Annotated in this window: 15 protein-coding genes; 10 read left to right on the top strand and 5 right to left on the bottom strand. The window is 46.4% G+C overall.

Annotation, left to right across the window (positions count from 1 at the left end; genetic code table 11):
* Positions 1–3 precede the first annotated feature (3 nt).
* Positions 4–405: a DNA sulfur modification protein DndE gene (gene dndE, locus QZ938_RS26740; protein ID WP_293354526.1), complete on the top strand. Its 402-nt coding sequence runs from the start codon at positions 4–6 to the stop codon at positions 403–405.
* Between the two features lie 165 nt (positions 406–570).
* Positions 571–765: a hypothetical protein gene (locus tag QZ938_RS26735; protein ID WP_293150104.1), complete on the top strand. Its 195-nt coding sequence runs from the start codon at positions 571–573 to the stop codon at positions 763–765.
* 139 nt (positions 766–904) lie between these two features.
* Here the strand turns inward: QZ938_RS26735 and thiD are convergent, their stop codons facing one another.
* The gene (gene thiD, locus QZ938_RS26730) at positions 905–1,732 is read right to left on the bottom strand and encodes a bifunctional hydroxymethylpyrimidine kinase/phosphomethylpyrimidine kinase (protein WP_293354524.1); all 828 of its coding nucleotides are present in this window, start codon (positions 1,730–1,732) and stop codon (positions 905–907) included.
* A 153-nt stretch (positions 1,733–1,885) separates the two neighbouring features.
* On the opposite strand from thiD, the gene QZ938_RS26725 reads away from it, so the two are divergent.
* Positions 1,886–2,650: an MBL fold metallo-hydrolase gene (locus QZ938_RS26725; RefSeq protein ID WP_293354522.1), complete on the top strand. Its 765-nt coding sequence runs from the start codon at positions 1,886–1,888 to the stop codon at positions 2,648–2,650.
* Between the two features lie 176 nt (positions 2,651–2,826).
* Here QZ938_RS26725 and ftsZ read toward each other — a convergent pair whose 3' ends face one another.
* Both ftsZ and QZ938_RS26715 read right to left on the bottom strand, forming a co-directional pair.
* Complete coding sequence (gene ftsZ, locus QZ938_RS26720) at positions 2,827–4,095, bottom strand: cell division protein FtsZ (protein WP_293150096.1); 1,269 nt, start codon at positions 4,093–4,095, stop codon at positions 2,827–2,829.
* Between the two features lie 382 nt (positions 4,096–4,477).
* Positions 4,478–5,377: an FtsQ-type POTRA domain-containing protein gene (locus QZ938_RS26715; RefSeq protein ID WP_293354520.1), complete on the bottom strand. Its 900-nt coding sequence runs from the start codon at positions 5,375–5,377 to the stop codon at positions 4,478–4,480.
* Between the two features lie 232 nt (positions 5,378–5,609).
* On the opposite strand from QZ938_RS26715, the gene QZ938_RS26710 reads away from it, so the two are divergent.
* From QZ938_RS26710 to QZ938_RS26685, 6 genes are all read left to right on the top strand, one after another.
* Positions 5,610–6,821 (top strand): RNA-guided endonuclease TnpB family protein, encoded by a 1,212-nt coding sequence (locus QZ938_RS26710; protein WP_293150092.1) that lies wholly within the window; start codon positions 5,610–5,612, stop codon positions 6,819–6,821.
* Positions 6,822–7,072: 251 nt separating this feature from the next.
* Positions 7,073–8,404 (top strand): ATP-binding protein, encoded by a 1,332-nt coding sequence (locus tag QZ938_RS26705; protein ID WP_293150090.1) that lies wholly within the window; start codon positions 7,073–7,075, stop codon positions 8,402–8,404.
* 680 nt (positions 8,405–9,084) lie between these two features.
* The gene (locus QZ938_RS26700) at positions 9,085–14,562 is read left to right on the top strand and encodes an AAA family ATPase (protein WP_293150088.1); all 5,478 of its coding nucleotides are present in this window, start codon (positions 9,085–9,087) and stop codon (positions 14,560–14,562) included.
* Positions 14,563–15,062: 500 nt separating this feature from the next.
* Positions 15,063–15,485, top strand: a complete 423-nt coding sequence (locus QZ938_RS26695) for a pentapeptide repeat-containing protein (protein WP_293354518.1) — start codon at positions 15,063–15,065, stop codon at positions 15,483–15,485.
* Positions 15,463–15,864, top strand: coding sequence for a pentapeptide repeat-containing protein (locus QZ938_RS26690; protein ID WP_293150084.1), 402 nt, complete (start codon positions 15,463–15,465; stop codon positions 15,862–15,864). The genes QZ938_RS26695 and QZ938_RS26690 overlap by 23 nt, the downstream gene beginning before the upstream one ends.
* Before the next feature lie 222 nt (positions 15,865–16,086).
* Positions 16,087–16,950 (top strand): pentapeptide repeat-containing protein, encoded by an 864-nt coding sequence (locus QZ938_RS26685; protein WP_293150082.1) that lies wholly within the window; start codon positions 16,087–16,089, stop codon positions 16,948–16,950.
* A gap of 102 nt (positions 16,951–17,052) precedes the next feature.
* Here QZ938_RS26685 and QZ938_RS26680 read toward each other — a convergent pair whose 3' ends face one another.
* A complete protein-coding gene (locus QZ938_RS26680) occupies positions 17,053–17,265 on the bottom strand; it encodes a hypothetical protein (protein ID WP_293150080.1) in 213 nt (70 codons plus the stop codon).
* A gap of 215 nt (positions 17,266–17,480) precedes the next feature.
* On the opposite strand from QZ938_RS26680, the gene QZ938_RS26675 reads away from it, so the two are divergent.
* Entirely contained in the window at positions 17,481–18,197 is a 717-nt protein-coding gene (locus tag QZ938_RS26675) for a pentapeptide repeat-containing protein (protein ID WP_293354516.1), read from the top strand.
* A gap of 81 nt (positions 18,198–18,278) precedes the next feature.
* Here the strand turns inward: QZ938_RS26675 and QZ938_RS26670 are convergent, their stop codons facing one another.
* The gene (locus QZ938_RS26670) at positions 18,279–23,045 is read right to left on the bottom strand and encodes a DNA/RNA non-specific endonuclease (RefSeq protein ID WP_293354514.1); all 4,767 of its coding nucleotides are present in this window, start codon (positions 23,043–23,045) and stop codon (positions 18,279–18,281) included.
* Positions 23,046–23,185 lie beyond the last annotated feature (140 nt).

The following is a 23,185-nucleotide window of genomic DNA, read 5'->3' as shown; positions in this document are numbered from 1 at the left end:
AATATGGAACCACCAGTCGATCGCATCTGCCTCTCTCAAACAGCCAAAGACCAGCTATCTAAACTCAAACGATCGACTAAAATCGATCGGTGGAACGTCCTGTGCAGGTGGGGATTTTGCCGATCGCTCGCCGAACCCAGCATACCATCGCCAGTACCGATTAAGAGCGACAGCAACGTAGAGTTAAGCTGGGATGTTTTTGGCGGCGATATGGCTGATATTCTGATAATTGCTCTCAAGCAGCGGTGTCATCAAGATAATTTGGGTACGTCCAAGGAAACTCTCGCCCAACAGTTTCGCCTGCACTTGCATCGAGGTATTGGCTATTTAGCTGGCGATCCGAATATTAAGAAGATTGAAGATTTGGTGGCGATCGCTCTAGAGCCTGAGAAATTGAGAAATTAAACGAACCGCGAAGGCGCAAAGAACGCGAAGGAAGAAAGAGAAGGGAAGAGTTTACAATTTATTTGGGAGTGCTATCAGTGCCAATGTTTGGCTGTCGCGGTGGAGGATTTTATACCAAATTACAAATTTTACCTGATAGAATAAGGGTTGGAAGGAAGTAGATGTTTGAAAGTAGTAGTTGAGGAGTTCCATGGGGCTATTGTTAAATTCGATGATTTAACAATAGGGAATTCCTGGCGATCGCAGTTACAGCAAACTGTCACTTCCTGCGCTGACTCGCTCGCCTTCACTGCCCAAAACCCCCAAACCCTCACCAAATCAAACTTTCTTGCGATCGACATCCTGCATTCCCCAGCCTAAAAGCAGACAATTCAACAACTGTACCAGTAATAACAACGGTTCGTAGTGAGGACTTTAGTCCTTCTTCTTGCGGACTGAAGTCCTCACTACGAACCTATTTGATTGCGATCTTTCTTTTGGGTAATGAGATGACTAATGACTACTGACTATTGACTTCTTCCTTCCGCAAAAGCGGGAAAAAATGCCCCACAGGCCCTTGCCCTTCCCCAATATCCAAAGCATATTTGAGGGCAGTAGTAACATAATTCTTGGCTAATGTCACTGCTGTAAACAAATCTTTACCTAATGCTAGATTAGCAGCGATCGCAGCACTCAACGTGCAACCAGTCCCGTGAGTATTCCTAGTATCAACCGTTTCAGTTTTCAACACATCCAGCCGCGTACCGTCAAACCAAACATCAATTCCCCGCAAATCTCCCGCCATCCCGCCACCTTTGACTAAAACAGCTTTCGCGCCCGATCGATAAATCTCCTGCGCTGCCGATCGCATATCATCTAAAGAAACAATCTCTCTTGAGCTCAAAATCTCAGCCTCAAAGCGATTCGGAGTTACGACAGCCGCCAAAGGAATCAAATTATCGCGCAAAAATGCGATCGCACCCTCGTCAATCAACTTAACTCCCGCCCGCGAAACCATCACCGGATCGACAACCAAATTCCCTATATTTAAATTCTGTACCTGCGCAGCCACCGCCACCATAATCTCCCGGTTTAGCAGCATCCCAGTCTTCGCAGCCTGCACCCCAATATCCCCAACTACCGCCTGGATTTGAGCAGCTACAGCCTCAGGAGACAAAGCATCCACCCGCGTCACCCCTAAAGTATTTTGGGCTGTCACGCAAGTCAGAGCACTCGTACCGTGCACGCAGTGAAATGCAAACGTTCGCAAATCTGCCTGGATCCCCGCCCCGCCGCCGCTATCAGATCCGGCCACAGTCAAAGCCACAGGAATCCTCGATTTTATCATCTTTTTTCAACCGCAGATAAACGCCAAATTTCCCCAGACACATCCCATCTTATCTGCGTTCATCAGCGCTCATCCGCCCCCATCTGCGGTTAAAAAAAACCCAACCAAATTAGCTATCATTAAAATAAATGTAAATAATTATTGCAAACACTTATGAAACTCACCCGTATCGACCTCAACTCCTGGATCTTCCACATCGCAGGCCAAACCATCTTAGTCGATCCCTGGCTAGTCGATCCCCTGGTATTTTACGGTCAACCCTGGCTGTTCACCGCCTACCACAATACCCCTGTCGCCTTTACGCCCAGTACCTTACCGCCGATCGATCTTATCCTCATTTCCCAAGGCTTAGACGACCACTGTCACAGACCAACACTCGAAAAGCTCGATCGGACAATTCCCGCGATCGCCTCACCCACCGCCACCAAAGTCCTCAACAGTTTAGGCTACACCAATATCACATCTTTAGCAAATTGGCAAGAGTCTAAATTTAAAGAAATATTACAAATCACCGCCGTACCCGGAGCCGAAATCCAGCCCGGACAAGAAGAAAACGGCTATTTACTCAAAGATTTAAACAGCGGCGAAACACTTTATTACGAACCGCATCTGCCGCCCTTAGAAAAAGTTAAACAGAAAATAGACACCGTAGACGTAGCCATCGCCCCCGTCATCGGTCAAATCTTCCCCTTCCTCGGACAAATCATCATCGGCCCTGCTGAGGCCCTGAAACTTGCCCAAACCCTAAAACCTCGGTTTTTTGTACCTACAACCACAGGAGATATCCGAGCCACGGGTATTTTACCAATGTTAGTGAAGTCGATCGGCAGCATCCCCGAATTTCGCGATTTACTTGCCAATTCGGGACTATCCACCCAGCTACTCGAACCCGAACCCGGACAAACCCTAGAGATTTGAGATTTGAGATTTGAGATTTGAGATTTTTTAGATTGGAGATTGCTGATTGTAGATTTTAGATCTAATCAGCCATCCCCAATCCCTAATCTCTAATATATCTACATAGATTAGAGATTTTTTAGATGGGAGATTTTAGAGCGAATCCGCCTTCCTAATCCCCAATCCAAAATCCAAAATCATTTTGGGCGACGGTTTCGCAAAAACTCAGGAATATCCAATCCGAAATCCTGCGGTTTTGCTTTCGCATCCTGCGGCTGTTGAGCAGGAGTCACCGGCACAGTCGCAGCCCGCCAAGGAGCATTAACATTTTGCGTGCGCGAAGCCTGAGACGATGAGATCATTTCCCCCGAAAAACCAGTAGCGATCACAGTAATCTTAATTTCGCCCTGAAGCCGCTCATCAATCACCGCTCCAAAAATAATATTGGCATTCGGATCGACAACTTCGTAAATCGTCTCAGCCGCCGCATTAACTTCATGCAGCGTCATATCTGTACCGCCAGTGATGTTAAACACTACACCTCTAGCGCCCTCGATCGAGGAAGCTTCCAGCAAAGGCGAAGAAATCGCCTGCATTGCAGCTTCCCTAGCCCGCGACTTGCCCGATCCCACACCGATACCCATCAAAGCCGAACCCGCATCCGCCATTACAGCGCGCACGTCAGCAAAGTCAACATTCACCAAACCGGGAATGGTAATAATGTCAGAAATACCCTGAACCCCTTGGCGCAGGATATCGTCAGCCACTCGGAAAGCCTCTTGTACGGGCATTTGTTCCGAAATCACCGACAGCAGCTTGTCGTTGGGAATCACGATCAGCGTATCCACCCGGCTTTGCAAAGCGGCGATTCCTTCTTCAGCTTGGCTGGTGCGCCGCCGTCCCTCAAACGTGAAAGGCCGGGTTACGATGCCCACAGTCAAAGCGCCCATTTCTTTAGCCACTTCCGCGACAATCGGAGCCGCGCCCGTGCCCGTACCGCCACCCATGCCGGCCGTGATAAACACCAAATCGGCGTGATTCAAAGCATTAGCAACTTCGTCGCGAGACTCTTCAGCAGCCTTTTGTCCGATCGCCGGATTGCCGCCCGCGCCCAAACCGCGCGTCAACTTTTGTCCGACTTGCAAGCGTTTCGGAGCATTAGAGAGCACCAGAGCTTGGGAATCCGTATTCACGCACCAAAACTCGACACCAGAAACCTCGCTAGCAATCATCCGGTTAACGGCATTGCCGCCACCACCGCCAACGCCAATTACTTTGATTTTGGCGGCACTGCTGGGCATTATGTCTTTGGGATTGACCATAGGATCGATATCAATACTATCTACATTTACATAACCAGACTTGCGTCTAAACGGATTGGCGGAATCTAAGGCCACCGGAAAATTTTTTACTTCTTCCGAAGGGGGACTGTCTTGGTCAGACCCCTGACTATTATTAAGGTTCATGAGAGTCTGGGATAGTAGATTACAGCTTTTTAACTAAACTAAACGCCAATTCACCATCAACTATATGCTAATGTTGCGCGAAAAACTAACACTGGTCGAGGCTCAATGTTAGCAATCTCGGATTTGGCCGCTGTTGCTCGCCCATAGCTTGCATACCCCATCTAGGTGCTTGTGCACAAGGCACTTCTACGCAAGGCAAAATGAAAAAAATGGATACCAGCCCTTAACGCATCGGATCGAACCCAAAGTTATGAATTTTTTTTCCGATGCGGATCGGTATCAAAAAAGTGTCCCTATTTCCAGTCTTGCGTATTGATACCCAGAGCTAAAAATTCTGATTGTCGATCGACGACGATACCTTTTACCTTTGGCAGACACAGGCTCAATTCTGAGCCGGAGTTGGTGCGGGAGTTGAACTCTCCAAACTAGGAGGGGGTTCTGGCAAGTGGACGATCGGGGCAGCAGGATTTCTCAAGTCAATGTAGGCTATTTTGCTTGAATCTAGCTGTTTTGGCAATTGTCGCATTCGGTCTAAAACTTTAAGCTGCTCGATAGTCTTGGAACTGTACGGCCCTAAGTGTACCGTACCGATCTCTGTTTTCAAGATCAAGTTATTTGGGTTTTGCCAGTCTATCTCAGACACTTTCACAGTCAAGCCGCTGAGTCCTTGGTAAAACTTCGGCCACGAGGCTCGATACTGTTCCAAAGGCCCGATGACTTTTAAAGTTGGCAAAGAATGCTGGGGCCCGGTTCCCTGAGGGCTGACCGGTGCGATCGAACTATTGTCCGATCGCACAGCAGTATAACTCTCCGACGGCATCCAACCTCCGCGAGCATCCAGCCACCCCACCTTGTCCTTGTCGCTAGATTTCAACACCGCAGTCGGCTGCGCCACCGCCACCGGCAGCCTTTCTGAGACTTCTATTGTCAAAGAAGGTGGAAACAAGTTGCGAGTCACCTTCGCTTTGGCGATCGGCCCCGTTGATTCCAGCTTTTCGGCCAGGGCCTGCGGTTGAATTCCCCACAGCGACTGCGGGTAAGACAGCGGCACCAAAGAGCGCACCGCCTTGTCCGACAGCCACTGATTGCCCTCCACCTTCACTTGTTCCGATCGAGCAATCAACCAAGCCGGCTGTGCAATCCACCACAGCAAACCCCCGGCCATCGCGCTCGCTGCCAGCATTTGCCACAGCAGGGCTGCCGATCGAGCGCGACGCTGCCGCCGCAACTCTTCGCGCCTGCGCCCTAACTCTTTTTGAGAAACCACTCCAAAACTAGCCATCTACCTCTTGACAATTTAACTAGACAGACGGGAATTCCCCCACTATACCGTAGTCAGTTAATAGGGGATGAAAGGCGCGTGAGTTGTACCCAGCGAAACCTTCGGCGGAGTTTATCTGCTTGCCCTTCGACTAGGCGAGCGGATAAACGCAGTCGTTGGGTTCAGGGTATCGCAAATTTCTTGTATTTTCCTAGCATCTCTGATATATTAGCAGAGATGTGGATTGCCGATAATGTATCAAAACTATAAATTCCGAATCTACCCAACAGCCGAGCAGCAGACGTATTTTGCGGGTGCTTTCGGTTGTTGTCGTTGGTTCTGGAATTACAGCTTGAATCTATGCCAGCAAACCTATAAAGATACTGGCAAAGGACTGAGTAGAGGTGCAATACAAGGATTGCTTCCAAGCCTCAAAAAAGAATATACTTGGTTAAAGTCAGCTTATTCTCAATCACTTCAAGTAGTGGCGCTAAATCTATCTACTGCCTACAAAAACTTCTTTGATAAGCGAGCAGGTTTTCCGAGCTTCAAATCTAAGCATGGAAGACAGTCTGTTAGTTACCCTCAGAATGTTAAAGTAGGCGATAGTTTCATCAAGCTGCCGATCGTCGGTGAGGTACATTGTCGGATTCATCGACCGCTAGAGGGCACCATCAAAACCGTTACTATTTCTCAAAATACTGATGGTAAATACTATGCCTCAATCTCAGTAGATCGTGGACAAGAAACCCCTGAAAGTGATGCGTCGGGCAAGGCCATAGGTTTAGACGTTGGGCTGAACGATTTCTGTGTTACCAGTGATGGCAGCAAGTATGTCAACCCCAAACATCTCAAGAAGCATAGCCGGAATCTGAAGCGTAAACAACAGAAACTAAATCAAAAACAAAAGGGGAGTAACACCAGACAAAAGGCTAAAAAATTAGTAGCCAAAGTTCATTCAAAAATCAAAAGAGTGCGCGAAGATTTTCTGCACAAGCTGTCCCGCAAGATAGTAGACGAAAACCAAGTTATTGCAGTAGAAAATCTCAACATCAAAGGTATGGTATGCAATCACTGTCTAGCAAAAGCTATTAGCGATGCTGGATGGGGAATGTTTGGAACAATGTTAAAGTACAAGGCCCAGATACTAGGTAAGGTCTACATCGAGGTAGACCGCTTTTTTCCTAGCTCTAAGACTTGCAATAATTGTCTCCACAAGGTATCATCCATGCCTTTGAATGTTCGTCATTGGGATTGTCCTAAGTGTCATAGCCGTAACGATAGAGACGTGAACGCGGCGAAGAATATTAGAGATGAAGCCTTGCGGATTTTGGCATTGGGAACCAGTGCTACTGCCAATGGACGGAATGTAAGTCAACCTGGTAAGATTTCGGTCTTGCTGGATGCTGTTCCGCTTGAAGTTGGAAGCTCCCGTCATAGCGGTATCCCGCCTGACGATGAGTAGTTCACCCAGATCCCCGCGAAATTACCCATAAGCAGGGCAAATATCCGTAAATTCACTGGTTCAGTTAGATAATTAAAATTTCTTAATTAAAAATTCCAAATTCCCGCGCCGTCCGGTTCATTAGCAGATAGAGGTTGTTTAGGTATTTAGGGCATTACCCCACACGGCAAAGTGTGATAAATCAAACTAAACTCAACGAAAGAAAGTTTAGACTTTCGATTAACTCTTTTAACTTTTAGCCGGCTTCAATTGTGATCGCACTCGAATTAGACAGATTTTATAAAGCCTGCAACCCGAGCAAGACCCTTGTCGCGGGAGACCCAGGAGATTATCAATACTACATCGATTTTGGTTCTGTGCGGGGTGGCAAAATCATTGAATCTTTACAGCGAACCATCACCCGCATCTCCCCCGACGAGCCAACCTGTCAGCTATTTACAGGGCATATCGGCTGTGGCAAATCTACCGAATTGTTTCGACTCAAAGCTGAGCTAGAGCAAGATGGTTTTTGCGTCGTCTACTTCGAGTCTTCCCAAGACTTAGACATGGGCGATGTAGACATCAGCGATATTTTGCTGAGCATTGCCCGCCAAGTCAGCGAAACGATGGAATCCGCCAAAATTAAACTCAGACCGAGCTACTTTACCAATCTGTTTGCAGAAGTGGCAGAATTTTTGCAGACTCCCATAGATTTGTCAGCGGAAGCGGAGTTATCTATAGGCATTGCTCGAGTTACTGCTAAAACTAAAGATTCTCCCAAACTGCGATCGCAACTCAGGCAATATCTCGAACCCCGCACCAACAGTATCTTGCAGTCGATCAACGAAGAACTCCTCGACAGAGCTAATGCCGAACTCAAGCAACAAGGCAAAAAAGGCCTCGCAGTCATCGTTGACAATCTCGATCGCCTCGACGCCTCCCTCAAACCCAGCGGACGCACCCAGCCAGAATACCTGTTTTTAGACCGCGGCGAACAGTTGAAAAAACTCAATTGCCACGTCGTCTACACCATTCCCCTGACTTTGATTTTTTCTAACGACTTTGGCCGTCTCGCCAGTCGATTTGGAGTCAAACCCAAGGTGATGCCGATGGTACCCGTGCTGAGGCGATCGGGCGACGATCATATCGAAGGAATGGCACTGCTGCGCCAGCTCGTATTGGCTAGAGCTTTCCCCACAGTCGCTCCCGCCCAACGCATCGATTTGATTTCCAAAGTCTTTGACTCTCCCGAAACTTTAGACAGGCTTTGCCGGATTAGCGGTGGCCATGTTCGCAATCTACTGATGCTTTTGTATAGCTGTTTGCAACATGAAGATCCCCCCTTCTCTCGCGAATGCCTCGAAAGCGTCATTCAAGAATATCGCGATGACCTTTTGGGAGCCATCAATGACACGGAATGGGAATTGTTGTTTCAAGTCGTCAACCGACAAAGTGTAACCGGCGAAGAAGAATCTCAAATCTTGTTGCGAAGTATGTTTGTCTTTGAATACCGGGATCAAGAAGGTCGCTGGTTTGGCATCAATCCAGCCCTAGCAGAAACCAGAAAATATCAGGAGTGGCAGCAACGAAATCACCAAGAATAGTTGGGATTTTTGAGATCGCATTCTTCGACTCTAAGATCCGTTAGCGGCGAGTAAATTGGAAACTATTTAACTTAAAATTTACCGTTCAAAACTCCCAATTTCTACAATCCAATAAGCACGCAGTCAGCGGTTTTTCCCACTGGCTGATTTCTCTTAAATGCGGTCTTTACGCCGCGCATATAATTGCCCCATAAATATTTGTCACCACACAATACATTTCCCCAACCTCAACTGTCATATCTCCCATGCCAGACCATGTAGGTAGGTATGTATTGATCCGTTGCTCCTAGTCTGGAGCGAGCATCCATGACGAGTTTTTTTCTTTTTTCCAAATATATGCTACAGATATACCTATTGTTTACTAATAGCTAGTCGCTGGTATTATCGATACATTTAGCTGTCTGATATTTATGAATGGAGGATTTTATCTGTAGCTGACTAAAAAATATTTGATCTAGGTTTAATTTTTATTGTCAAGTTTCCCATTCTCTGAGATTGGGAGCTATGATGTTTTTAGATTAAACCTGATGACTATGTAAGTATTCATAGGAGAAGTACGAAAAACTACGTATTCCTACAGATATAAAGCGCCAGACAGATACGGGCATCTCTAGGTAGATACTGTTTCCGTCACGATCGGCAATCGTTAGGTAATTGATTTCTGCAAAAGGGGTGCACGCATGACCGATCTACTTAAACAACAAGAAACCGCCAGCTACAACGAGCGATCGCTCAAAACTCTGGTAAGATCCATCGCCATGTCTCAGCAGCAATTTTCGCTAATTTTGGTGCGCTGCAACTACGAGCAGTTGCGGCAGCACATAGCGCAGCGGCTGCGAGAAATGTCCGCAGTTCCAATTCAAGATCTCGTCCTGCCAGCATCCGTCAAAACCCTTTACACTACCCTCCAGGCAAACACGCTTCAGAACGGGGCTTCGGCTGTAGGTTCTGCCTCAGCTTTGATGGTATTTGGTTTAGAAACAGTAGTAGCGATCGACGAATTGATGGCCTCTACCAATCAAGTGCGAGATGAATTTCGCAAAAATTTTTCCTGTCCGGTGATTTTGTGGGTAACAGATGACATTGTGACCAAAATGATTCGTCTGGCCCCGGATTTCAAAAGTTGGGCCGCCGCCACCATTAAATTTGAAATGGCTGTTGACGAATTAATTAATTTCTTGGCACAGCAAGCCGATACTATATTTAAAGTAGGCGAAATAAATCAAGAACTCGGCAGCAGTACAGCAGGCACCCGACCAGGTTTTTGCACCTGCGAAACCGACTGGGAAAAACCAGCCCAGGAGCATCAAATTAGCTCCGGAGAACGCTTTCTCACCTTTAACTCTCAACTCCAAAACGGACGACAATTAGATGTCCACTCGTATTCGCCTTTGAGTCCGGGCAATACCCTCGATTTGGCGATCGGCTCTTTGTCGCGCCGAGAACTAGAATTAGCTTTAAGAGATTTACACAATCGCGGTCAAGAATTAGAACCCGCCCTGAAAGCCAGCCTGCAATTCGTTCTGGGTCGAGATTACTATGTCAGCGACCAAACCGAAACAGCATTAATTCATTACCAAGAAAGCTTAATATTTTGGCAGCAGCAAACCGGCAACTGGGAACTGGCAAACTGGGAATATGCCGAAAATCGATCGACCCTCTGCTCATCATTGTCGAATCCTGTCCCCAACATCCTATTTTTAGAGAGAGAAGGCATAGTGCTATTTCACATAGCCCTGTGTCACAGATTGCAAGCAGCCAGAAATCCGGTAGCCAACCGCCACCACTGGGAACAAGCTTGGATTAGCCTGGAACAATCTAGAAACGCTTTCTCCCTTGCCGATCGCCCAGAATTGGTAGCTGAGGTGACAGCACACCTCGGAGAGGTACTGCAACGCCTCAAAGCTTGGGGAGAGTTGCAAGCATTAGCTGAAAATTCTTTGCAGTTGCACTTCACCTACGGTACTCCCAGCCAATTAGCTCAAGATTACGGGTTTTTGGCTGAAGTTGCCCTGCAAGAGTCCAGGTGGACTCAAGCCCGCCAGCTAGCCGAGTTGGCTTTGGCGATTTTGGATCAAACACCTAACGATTTAAGATTGTTGATTGAAGATTTGAGATTGGGATTTGCGGGAAATTATCCAGAATTCGTGGGTACTAACGAGTTCAGTAACGATCCCAAATCTAAAATCCAACATCCCAAATCCGATCGCAGTTCGTATCTTTTACTGTTAGCTCGCAGTTTGCGGGAGCTAGGCCAGTGGGAAGCGGCGGTTCATTCTTTGGAGTTAGCTCAAAATCAAAGCGAACCCAAGTACGATCCCCGACTTTACATCGATATTTTGACAGAACTCCAAGCGGTTTATTTCGAGCAGGGAGAGTATCTCAAAGCTTTCCGGATTAAAAAAACCCAGCGATCGATCGAGTATCAATACGGATTTAGAGCTTTTATCGGAGCCAGCCAATTGCAACAGCAGCGTCAAGCTGTCAATCCTTCGAGCCCCTCAGCTCAAAATCAAGCTGCGATCGCAGCGGAAATGACAGCTTATTCCCGCCAAAAAGATATCAATAAATTGCTCGAAAGAATTAGCAGGGACGATCATAAATTAACTATTATTCACGGGCCCAGCGGAGTCGGAAAAAGTTCTCTAGTCAACGCCGGCTTAGTACCTGCTTTGAAAAATATTACTCCGGGCGCACGCGATGCCTTGCCAGTAGTTATCAAAGTTTACACCGACTGGCTGGTGGAATTAGAAAACGCTTTGAACGGAGCGCTGTACGACAAACAAGCCGAAGATGAAACGCAATTAATCGCTCAAGGACTAAAGGAAATCCACAAAAGCAGTTGCTCTATTTCTCCAGAACGCGGCTCGGAAACTTCTTCTTTTATTATAGAGCAGTTACGCGAAAATGCCACAAATAATTTGTTAACTGTGCTGATTTTCGACCAATTTGAAGAATTTTTCTTTGTTTCGACTTCGGTGGCACAAAGACAACTTTTTTATAACTTTTTGCGATTGTTTTTGAACCTACCTTATGTCAAGATAATTCTGTGCTTGCGCGAAGATTACTTGCACTATTTGCTCGACTGCGATCGCTTCCCCGATCTCGACGCCATTAACAATAATATTCTCGACAAAAGCATCCGCTACCAACTACGCAGTTTTTCAATGAAAGACGCGCGGGCTGTGATCGGACACTTAACGAAACGGGCAGAATATTATTTAGAACCGGCACTGATCGATGCCTTCGTGGAAGATTTAGCAGACGAACTGCAAGAAGTGAGACCGATCGAATTGCAGGTAGTGGGAGCGCAACTGCAAGAAGAAGGTATTACAACTCTAGCACAATACCAGCAATTGGGCGCCAATCCCAAAGCAGAATTAGTGAAGCGATCGCTCGAAGGAGTGATCTCTGACTGCGGCCTGGTTAACGAAGACGCAGCTTGGAAAATATTGTTTTCCCTGACGGATGAAAGAGGCGTTCGGCTGATTAAAACCAAACACGAACTGTCCTTAGTGACAGGCCAGCAGCCGGCAGATGGGGGCGAAAGTGAATTATTGGCGATCGGCAGCAGAGGAAGAATTTCCCTACAGCGACAGTTCGCAAAAGAACCAGAAAGCGGACAAAAGAAAACCGACAACCTCGACTTGATTTTAGACATTTTAGTCGGTCACGGTTTGCTATTTCTGCTGCGGGAATCGCCCGAAGACCGCTATCAATTGGTACACGACTATTTAGTGCGGCCGATCCGCCAAAGATTTGGCTTAGAAGCCAGACTCCACAAAGCAGAAGCCGACAAAAAGATGAGTCAAGCACAGCTCTACCGAGCCAATACTTTTCTCAAACAAATGCTAGGAGTAGCAGTGATCGGCGTCCTATTGCTAACGAGTTCCACGATCGCCGCCGTCAACTTTTGGTGGCGGGCAGTCGGTCAAAAACAGCTAGCTGTCGCTCAAACTCAGCGAGCCGAAATTAGTACCCTCACAGCAGCTTCTGAAGCTCTTTATTTCTCAAACAACAAATTTGACGCCATGCTAGAAAGTTTGAGAGCGGGTAAAAAGTGGAGACAGATAGAACGCTCCAAAGAAATGCACACTCTCAAAGACACGGAAATTCTGATTGCTGCTGCCCTCCAGCAAGCAGTTTATGGCGTCAAAGAACGCAACCGTTTGGAGGGACACGGTGACGTAGTTTGGGGTTTGGCTTTCAGTCCAGACGGTCAAACAATAGCTTCTGCTAGCGTAGATAAAACCGTGAAACTTTGGCGGCGCGACGGCAGTTTGCTGGCTACTTTCAAAGGACACACTAACAGCGTCTCCTGTGTCACTTTCAGTCCCGACAATAAAACGATCGCCTCGGCAAGTTTAGATAAAACTGTCAAAATTTGGCAAACAGACGGCACTTTGCTGACCACTTTAACGGGACATACTAATAGCGTTACCACCGTTGCTTTTAGCCCGGACGGCCAAACGATCGCCAGCGCATCCACAGACAAAACTATCAAAATTTGGAAAACCGACGGTACGTTGCTGCAAACGATCGCACAACCAGCTCCCATAAATTGGATCAGCTTCAGCCGCGATGGTAAAATCATCGCTGCGGCGAGCGATGACGGCACTGTAAAACTGTGGAATGCTGACGGCAGGTTAATCGCTAATTTGTGGCACAGCGAAAACAAAAAACCCTCCAAAGTTTACACGGTCAGTTTTTCCCCCGACGGTGAAACGCTCGCCAGTGCCGGTGAAGACAAAACGGTCAAAATCTGGAGCATCGCTGCCATAAAATACCCAGCCCGAAAAAAATCAGCCAAGGCAAATAAGGGCGAACTGCTAACAACTTTGCGGGGACACAGCAAGTGGGTATTTGGTGTCAGTTACTCCCCCGACGGTAAAACACTTGCTTCTGGAAGCGCAGACGGGACTGTCAAACTCTGGAGTCTGGCTGGTGTTGGCGACAAACGCCCAACGGATGCTAGCAATATTAAACCGGACAGTCGTTTGCTCAGAACTTTTGAGGGACACGCCGATCGAGTTACTCAGGTAAGTTTTAGCCCGGATGGCAAAACTTTGGCTTCAGCAAGTTTTGACAAAACAGTCCGACTTTGGCGGCTCGATGATGTGCCGCTCAAAACCCTCGACGGACACCAAAACCGGGTGCAAAGCGTTATTTTCAGCCCCGACGGTCAAAAGCTGGCTTCTGCTTCTACGGACAAAACTATCAAACTCTGGAGCCGCACGGGGATTTTGCTCGAAACCTTGGAAGGACACACTCAGAGAGTCGCCAGCGTCAATTTCAGCCCCGACGGACAGCTACTGGTTTCTGGGAGTTACGACAAAACGGTGAAAGTCTGGAGTCTGAACAAAGATGCGACGAGTAATAGTCTCCCTTGTCCTTCGGCGCCGCTATTCCCGTGTTCGCCTTCTGTGCTGTTTACCCTCGAAGGACACGGCGACAGCGTGATGAGCGTGAATTTTAGCCCTGACAGCGAGATTATTGCTTCGGCGAGCAAGGACAAGACTGTGAAACTCTGGACGAGACACGGCAGGTTGATTAAGACTTTGACGGGACACAAAGGCTGGGTGACTGGGGTGACATTCAGTCCTGACGGTACGATGTTGGCTTCTGCAAGCGATGACGGTACTGTCAAAGTGTGGAATCGGGACGGTGGTTTGCTGAGGACTTTTGAAGGGGCTCACAATAGTTTTGTGTTGGGGGTTGCTTTTAGCCCTGATAGCAAAATGCTGGCTTCGGCTGGTTACGACAATTCGGTGAAGCTGTGGAAGGTGGACGGAACTTTGGTAGCGACGCTGCTGAAGGGTTCTAGCGACAGCGTGACTAGCGTGGGTTTTAGCCCGGACGGTTTGTTGGTTGCTTCGGGCAGTTACGATCATAAGGTGAAGTTGTGGAGCCGCAGCGGGACGTTGCTGAAAACTTTGACCGGTCACAAGGATAGTGTGATGGGCTTGAGTTTTAGCCCGGATGGGAAAATTCTGGCTTCTGCTAGCAAGGATAACCGGGTAATTTTGTGGAATTTGGATCTTGATGATTTGCTGGTGAGGGGCTGCGATTGGGTGGGGGATTATCTCAGAACTAATCCTAATGTGAGCGATCGCGATCGGCGTCTGTGCGACGGAGTAGCGCCTAAATCTCAGTTTTAGTCAGTTGATTGTTGATGGTTGGCGGTTGACGGTTGACTGTTAAGCAACGGAGGAGACGGCAATGCCGTTTCTTGCGCCGCAAAATAATCTATCGCGATCGTACCAGATGTAACGATCGCCCGATTAATTGTAGGGAAACGGCACTGCCGTGTCCTGACTTTGGGTAATATTAATTTATTGGTGCGATCGTGGACGAAACTTCCTTTGATAGTTCAAATCTCACCCACGCTAATCTAATGAGGGTTCAACCAGAGCCTAGTCTGATGACAAACAGAGTTAGGCTCATGGGAAAAGGGTTTGAAGATGCGATTTTATGCAAAACTATCATGCCAGATGGAACTATCCGAAATGATAATTGTACAGCTTGATGAATGCTAAACATTGCTGAAAACAGATATACCCTCCGTTTGAATATCCATCATATTTCTGTTTCGTTCGGAGTCAGGTCAGAGGATGATTGTACTATAATTCAGAAGTTAAATTAATTAAATAGATAATTTATGAACGCTGAAGAATTGCTCGAACGGTATGCCAGTGGAGAAAGAGACTTTGCTGGGGTTGATTTGAGCGGTGTCGATTTGAACAAGGCAAATCTCCTTGAGATCAATCTCGCCAATGCCAATCTGATTAATGCTAACTTGAGTTATGCTGACTTGAGTAATGCTGACTTGAGCAATGCTAACTCGATCAATGCTAACTTGCGTTGTATTGACTTGATTAATGCTAACTTGAGTAATGCTAACTTGAGCGATGCTCACTTGGGTGACGCTCAGTTGATTAATGCTAATTTTAGTGGTGCTAACTTGAAAGAAGCTTGGTTGGAAGGGGCTGACTTGAGTGGAGCCAATCTAAGTAATGCCTGCTTAGAAAATGCAACTTTGCACTATGTTGACGCGACTGATGCCAACCGAGCGTGGAGCTAATTTGAAAAATGGTTTTTTATCTCGCCTCAACTGTGAAAACACAAATCTCACTGGAGCCGACCTCAGCGATGCAGATATCACTGAAGCTAGTTTTCATAAAGCAACTCTAATTGGCGCGAATCTAAGTAACACCCAGTTGCATCAAACAGGGTTTACTAATTCAGATCTTACTGGAGCAAACCTCACTGGTGCGATTCTAGAGGAAACTTGGTTTGACGGCTCAAATCTTAGCAATGCTAATCTGATGGGAGCTAGAGGAGAGCCTGAATATGGCCCAAATACAACAATCAATCTTTGCGGAGAATGGGAAGACGCTACCTTGTGCAATACTGTCATGCCAGATGGAACGATCCGAAACGATAATTGCCCAGAGCGATAAATGCTAAACATTGCTGAAAACATATCTACCCTCCGTTTGAATATTCATCATATTTCTGTGTCGATAGGCGTCAGATAAATTAATACAAATCCGCGTTAAATATCCCCTTGATAATTAACCGCACCAGCGCGACTAGGAGGTGGAGTGCGATCGGATAGGACTAGCAAAACAAAGGATAATTGTACTATAATTCAGAAGTTAAACTAATTAAATAGATAATTTATGAACGCTGAAGAATTGCTCGAACGGTATGCCAATGGCGAGAGAGACTTTGCTGAGGTTGACTTGAGCAATGCCAATTTGAAGAAAAGCAAGCTTATTGATATCAATCTCACCAAGACCAATTTAACAGATGCTGACTTGAGTGGTGCTGAGTTGATGAATGCTAACTTGAGTGGTGCTAACTTGATTTCTGCTGAGTTGATGAATGCTAACTTGAGTGGTGCTAACTTGAGCGATGCTAACATGGATTGTATTGACTTGAGCGACGCTAACTTGAGCAATGCTAACTTGAGCGAGGCTCACTTGGATGGTGCTCAGTTGATTAATGCTAACTTCAGTGATGCTAACTTGAAAGGAGCTTGGTTGGAAGGGGCTGACTTGAGTGGAGCCAATCTAAGTAATGCCTGCTTAGAAAAAGCCAACTTAGGTCATACTGACTTAACTGATGCCAACCTCAGTGGAGTCAATTTAAAAAGTGGTTTTTTATCAGGAATAAACTGTGAAAATACTAACCTCAATGGAGCAGACCTCAGCGATACAGATATCACTGAAGCCTACTTTGAAAAAGCGACTCTAATTGGCACGAATCTAAGTAATACCAAGTTGCATCAAACTGGGTTTTGGAATTCTGACCTAACTGGAGCCAATTTCAGCGGTGCAGTTCTCGATGAAACTTCGTTTGAAGGAGCCAATCTCAGCAATGCTAATCTAAAGGGGGCTCAACCAGAACCTACTCTCCTCACACAGAGGATTAGGTTGATGGGGAAAGGGTTTGAAGAAGCTATCTTATGTAAGACTATCATGCCCGATGGCAGTATCCGCAATGATAATTGTATGCCTGAACAATCCAATGAGCTAATATAAAAATTTTCAGATCCAGACAATACAAAGTGGGGATAAAAAATCAGGCTTCTTGGAGAAGCCTGGTTTTTTGCTACATTACACTCATCGGAAAACCTCTATCAATTATTCACTCTCAAGTTCCTCAGATTCCTCTTCTGGATCTGTAGGGTCTTCTGGAGGTGGCGGTGGATTTGATTTCCAAGGAAGGCTATCCCAAGTATCTCCAATAGATTTTTGCTTTGGAAAAATGTACTTGATATCTTTGATATTTTTTTTTATTTCTTGAGGAAGAAGAGGGAATAGATCGTAGCCGATCTCGTTTTCTATTTCTTCCAAAGACCAGACAGGACGTTGAGTGCGATCGTCAATCTTACTCCAATCCTTGTTTCTCCAGCCTGTGGCAATGTTACCGGGTTTTTCATTTGGCTCTTGAAGATGGGACTGCGATCGAGTTTTGCGACCATGATTGGTGAAGGGGGTAGGGGTGTTTTTAGAGCATTTGCTATAATTAAAATCCTCGGATAATTATCCTTTTTAAATCCTTGAAAAATATGGATGCAGAAGAATTAATGAAACGATATGCTGCGGGAGAAAGAGACTTTGTAGGTCTTGACCTAAGTGGCATTCTCTTGGGTAGACGTTACGCTGACGAGTTAATCAAACGATATCAGATTGAAGAAACCACTCAAATTGGTAGAGTCAACCTGCGCGGTATAAATCTCAGTGGCGCTAATCTTGAAAAGGCTAACCTGGAAGCTGTTGATTTTATGGGAGCCAATTTGAGTGGAGCTAACTTAAATGGAGCTACATTGCAGGTGGCGAGGCTCAATGAAGCTAACCTGAGCGGAGCTAACATGAAAGAAGTTATCCTTTGCGGTGCCCAATTGCATCAAACTAACTTGAATAAAGCCATTTTAGAGTGGGCGAACTTGGGCGATGCTAGTCTAAAGGGAACCGTTCTGCAACAGGCAAAGCTTAGAGGCGCTGATGTATCCACTGGTGAGTGTATTGACGTTGACTTCAGAGGGGCTGATATGAGGGAAGCTATCTCCAGCTTTTGTTCTCCCAAAGAGAGGTGCAATTTTAGCAATGTTAACTGGAATCGAGGGTGTATTCAACAATGTATGTTTATCGATTGCAATTTTACCAAGGCTAGCTTTAGCAAAGCTGGGGCGATAGAATCGAGTTTTATTCGATGTAATTTTACGGATGCTAAGTTGGAGAAAATGAAGATTTTTGATGCCTCTACGACAGGTTCTATTTTTTAGATAGCTAGAGCGTTAGAGGGTCAATAAATGTTGGAGCTGACCCTCTGACCGACTTGGGGAATAAATCTCTAAATCATTCGTTTACGGCAAGCGTTCAAAGATTATATTCTTAATCCGTTCTTTGCCTGGAGACTCTGGCAGATTAGATAAGAATTGGTATTGAGGAGATACACCTGGCAAATCTCCATTGAGCAAATCTTCCAAGTTTTGGATCGTTCGTTTTTGATACCCACTTCTTGCGTCGTTACCTAAATAGATACCATAGTGAGCATACTGAGGGAGTTCGGTATTTTTGTCTTTTGTCATAACTACTTTCCACAGACCGACTGGGAATTGAATGAGGGGATCTAAGTTTGAATTCTGCGAGATCCCCGTATAGGGACGTTGGCTGGGATTGTCGTAGTATCCATATCCCCCAGCAAACATATAGGTTTCTAGGCCGCTTGAGTTAGGCGAACTAATTACACCTCTGATTTTGCCTTCAGTATCCTCCCAAATTCCCTGGTTGTTACTGCTCTCTTGAGGAATTAAGTTTGTCGTTAAGAAAGTGGCATACAGATCCTTAGCTGTCCTGCTTCTATCAGCAACCGGAGCCAGGTGACCCCGATCTATTTCGAGGATAGGAACGTAGTTACCGTTTTCCTTAAGTTCAAAATCTATGTACCCATCTGCATACCGAACGCCTTTTCTGTTGTCCACTACTTGCCCATCTCTATCTTTGAGATAAAGCGCATCATAGTCACTATCTTTTACCGAATACCAGCCGGTTTTTACTAATTCCGGGTCTTGGGCAAAGCCGAAAAATCGCGGTCTTTTAACAGTCCCCAACCAAGTTTTATCCAACTTCCAACCTACCCAATTAACGGTGTTTTTGCTGAGGTTATAAGAAAGGGTGTATTGAGGCTTTTCAATCAAGAAGTTATTTTCAAATTGCGGATCGTTTCTCGCCTCAGTAGGATTACCCCATTTGAGTACCTCACTCTTGAAAAAGACGTTATCCATATAAACTGAATTGTCGCCAGTGCCTTCCAACTTCAATTCGAGTTTAGCCACTTTCCCTCTCAAACTCGCGGGCACATCAAAGTGAAAGGTTTCCAACCCCGACGAGCCATAACCAATGGTATCTTTATCATAGCCATAGTCGGCGGGTATACTAACGTCATAGGGTTTGCGAGTCTCATCAGCAGCATTCCGCACAGTCAAGCTAGTCCGGGTAGCTTCCTCCTTTTTGGGGTTAGCAGATTTTAAAGAAATTTCTCCGATTTTGACATTTTCTGGCGAACCTACTTCCTTCAGATAGAGATTGAGTCTTCCACCTTTGTTCAAAGATGACTCTGGAACGTGAAGATCCAGGCGCAATACTCCCCAATCCGGCACGACAAAGGGATTATGTACGATTTCAGTTAGCCCACCAGCACCTCCTAGTTGTAGCGCATAGTTGGGCTGACTTCGATCGGTACCCAATTTTTGTAGATGTTCGTACAAGCTTGGATTGTCTATCTGAGAAATCTGATTGAGATTTATCAAATATTGTTGCGGTACGTCTCGATCGACGCCAATTTCACCACTGTACAAAGACCAACCAGGAATAGCATGATCCGTCTTCCTGAAAGCGATCGCATCAAAATTCCCATTAAACAAAGTCGGAACCGCATAATCACCCCGCATTCTAGCCGAGTAAGTATTATCCTCGGAAACAGCAGCCCGATTATTGTTCAGATAATTCTCAAAATTACCTAAGTCATTTTTACCTTTCTTGCCCCCAAAATCGTAGGGACGCAGTTGAGAACCTCCCCCTAAAACCGAATGAAACCAACCCGTACCGATTCCTTCCCAAGGTGCATTAGTATCACCATTACCCTCAGTAAAATTAGCATTGGTATGGTCGGAAGTATACCAAGTCTTAGCCGCATCGGTGATATTATTTGCTGACAAATCTCCCAAGCGGCGGTAAATCAGATCGCCATTTTCTGATGGCAGTCGGCTTTCACTGAGATTAGCCGTTCCCGCATACCAAGCCCCTGCCGCCCGATGGGAAGCACCGGCCCCGTTATCCGTAAAACCAGCCAGATTGTTAAGCGAAACATTCCTATCTGACTTCCAATTCGTTCCAGAAAGTACCCGCCCGTTAAGAGTATTCCCGATTCCATTAGTTTGGTAGTAATTGTCAGCATAGGTGACATTATTCCACACTCTGATTTCCGGGTCGCGAATGTTAAGGTAAGTCCCAGACAAAGAATTAGCACCGTAATTGTAAGGGTCAACACTCGTCACCTGCAAGTCGCGATTTGCAGGACTCGTACCGCCAGCATTAGGGAAAAACGTACCCAAACGTTGAACGATTTCGCTGTTAACTACAGCCCCCTGACCGAAACCAACAAAATGTAACGGCGAGTTAAAAACACTGCCTTGAGTGCGGATTAATTTACCCGTACTGTCATAGAGGCGATTTTGGCTGCCGACAGAACCGCCTTTCTCCAAATCGAGTTGTACCATTGAAGCAAATAAACTATCTGCTGCTGCTTCAGCAAATCCTGAATTATAAAGTTTTTGCTGTTCGATTCCCCCCATCCAATCAGCCAGCAGGACTAATGGCTTGCCAGTTTCCGGAGAGCGAGAATTGCTATTAAATATCCAGTCGTTTCCTTGGGGACTGACTGATTGCCACTTGCCAATAGCCGGGTTGTATTTTTTAACGGCACCGCCCGCATCGTAAATGTGTTTTGCTACTCCATTCAGTTGGCTGTCAATTAGTTGGCTGTGTTCGGGATTTGCTTTATTTTCTGGTTCGATACCCCGCGTTAATACCGTAACGCTGCTGAAGGTATTCGTGCCAGCTATCGGAGCGGGAAGTAAGGTTTTAAACTCGCCAAAAGCACTTGTTTTTTCCTTTTTCTTCGTCTCGGCTTCCACAGCCCAGTGATATTTCTGACCGGCAGTCAATATGCGGTTATTAGGAAGAGTAAACTCTTCAGGAGAACCCGCTTGATTGACACCATTCCAAGTCCAATTACCGTTGCTCCATCGAGCTGTCAGAACTCGATTTGGATTGTAATCCTGCCCGGTAGTCTGATTCTCTAAACCCGACCACCGATCGCCCGGCAGCAAGCCTTCCCTTTCGGGAAAAACACTCACATAAAGATTGACCTCATCGACATCAGTACCGGGATTAAAACCGGGAAGACCGCAAAATTCATTCTCACCCTTCAAATCCCACTTAAAAGTAGGAGTCAAAGGATTGCTATCATTTTTGCTATCCCCGATCGGCTCTTTTAATTCCAGCCAATTTCGCGCGCTCGCTATTGCCAAACCCCTCGGATTGCCGCCAATACCAATGGGAGCCCGGTTCGTACCTGACGGCACGCTAAAGGTAAAGTTATTAATCCAATTTCCCCCGGTAATTTCGTAGTCAGCCGCAATACTTACCAGAGGGTTGATATCATCAATCGGTACGCGGGCGAGGTCAGCAACAGTCGCATTTCGCTCAGTGTTAGTCACGAAACCAACGCTACCCACACCCCTGTCGCGGGCGTCAAGCTTGTAATTCCCCGGATTCTCTGTTGCCTTAATCATTTCCTCCACATCGAAAATGTAGGCACTGCCTCCCAAATTTAAAGTGGGATAGGAAGCAATCAAATGTTTACCATCGCTAGAGAGCGCTACGTTGTTAGGTAAACTGCCCGGAATTGGTCGAGTTGCAGCCACCAATCGAGGATTCGTCAGCGGGTTTTTGATAATGCCAATATTGCCACCCTCGCGCGCATCGCTAGGGTTGGTGTTTCCCCTATTGTTGCGCCCTGCAACAAACGCATACTGCCCGTCTTTCGTTATCGTTACAGCCGCTCCCTCATTGACATCGAAGTAATCGGAATCGCTACCCAGCGACAAGTTCGCGTAGCGTGCCTCCGCCGCAAAACTCAGGGGGTCGCTGTTGGTAATTTCCAAGACACCAAAACCGCTGCCGTCTGTAGCAGTATTGCCACTGGTAAAAGTTATCTTCTCGAAGTCAGAAGTTGCAGTTATTCCCATTGCTCCGTTTGGAGTTAATATTTTGCCAATCTGTTCGCGCCACTTGCGGGGATTAGAACTCGAATTAGTCGGTCGATCGCTCGGGTCGATGTTAACAACGTGAATGTTTCTGTCGGAACCAGTTACAAAAAGTTTGCGTTCGTCGCTGTTAATTGTTAACTGTTGCAATCCCGAGGGCGAATCGATCGCAATTGTCTCGACGACGGTATGATAAGTTGCCGAATTCGGATTGATGTCGAGGACGTAGATGTTAGGGCGACTCTGGTCAGCAATGTAAGCGTAATTATCCCTCTTGTCGATCGCAATAGCTTGTGGTCTGGCTCCAGAGGGCAAGCTAATCGCATCGACAGTCTCCGTTTCCTTAGTAGTGTCTATTTCTCGCAGCGCTATCAAATCCACTACCGAAACGCGACCGGTGTCGCGCAGAGTCACGTAGGCGCGGGTAGCACTGTTAGTAGCCGCGATCGACTCAGGTCGGTCTGATGTATTGGGATTGCCTACAGGAATGTTAATCGCAACCGCCAATTTATCGCTGTTCTGGGTTTCAACAGTTGATAAAGGGTCTTTGAGGTTAATAACGTTGATTTTGTCGCCCGTGCGTTCTGTTACCAGCGCCAATTCAACGCAGGTAGGAGCGAGACGGATATTTTCTTTACTTTCTAGTTCGACAGTCTCGTAATCTCCAATACCCTGCCCGAAGCGCTTTTTCTGCTTTCTCGACACTACAATGCTGGATTCGCCGACGGGTACGGTAATCGGAATTTTGACCGCAATTCTGTAGCTATTTTCTCCCAAATCGGTGTTTTTATCCGGTATCAATGTGCCTGGATAAGGGGAGCATCCCGGTTATGTAAATATCGGAATAACAATAGTCCGGACAGTTTTCAATGACCAACGGTAGAATGGGGGTTCTGGGTTCCAGCCTCTGTGAAATATTAACGGTAGAATGAGGCTTTGGG

Source organism: Microcoleus sp. CAWBG27 (assembly GCF_020883145.1).
Classification (GTDB): Bacteria; Cyanobacteriota; Cyanobacteriia; order Cyanobacteriales; family Microcoleaceae; genus Microcoleus.
This window is presented reverse-complemented; position numbering and strand designations above follow the sequence as displayed.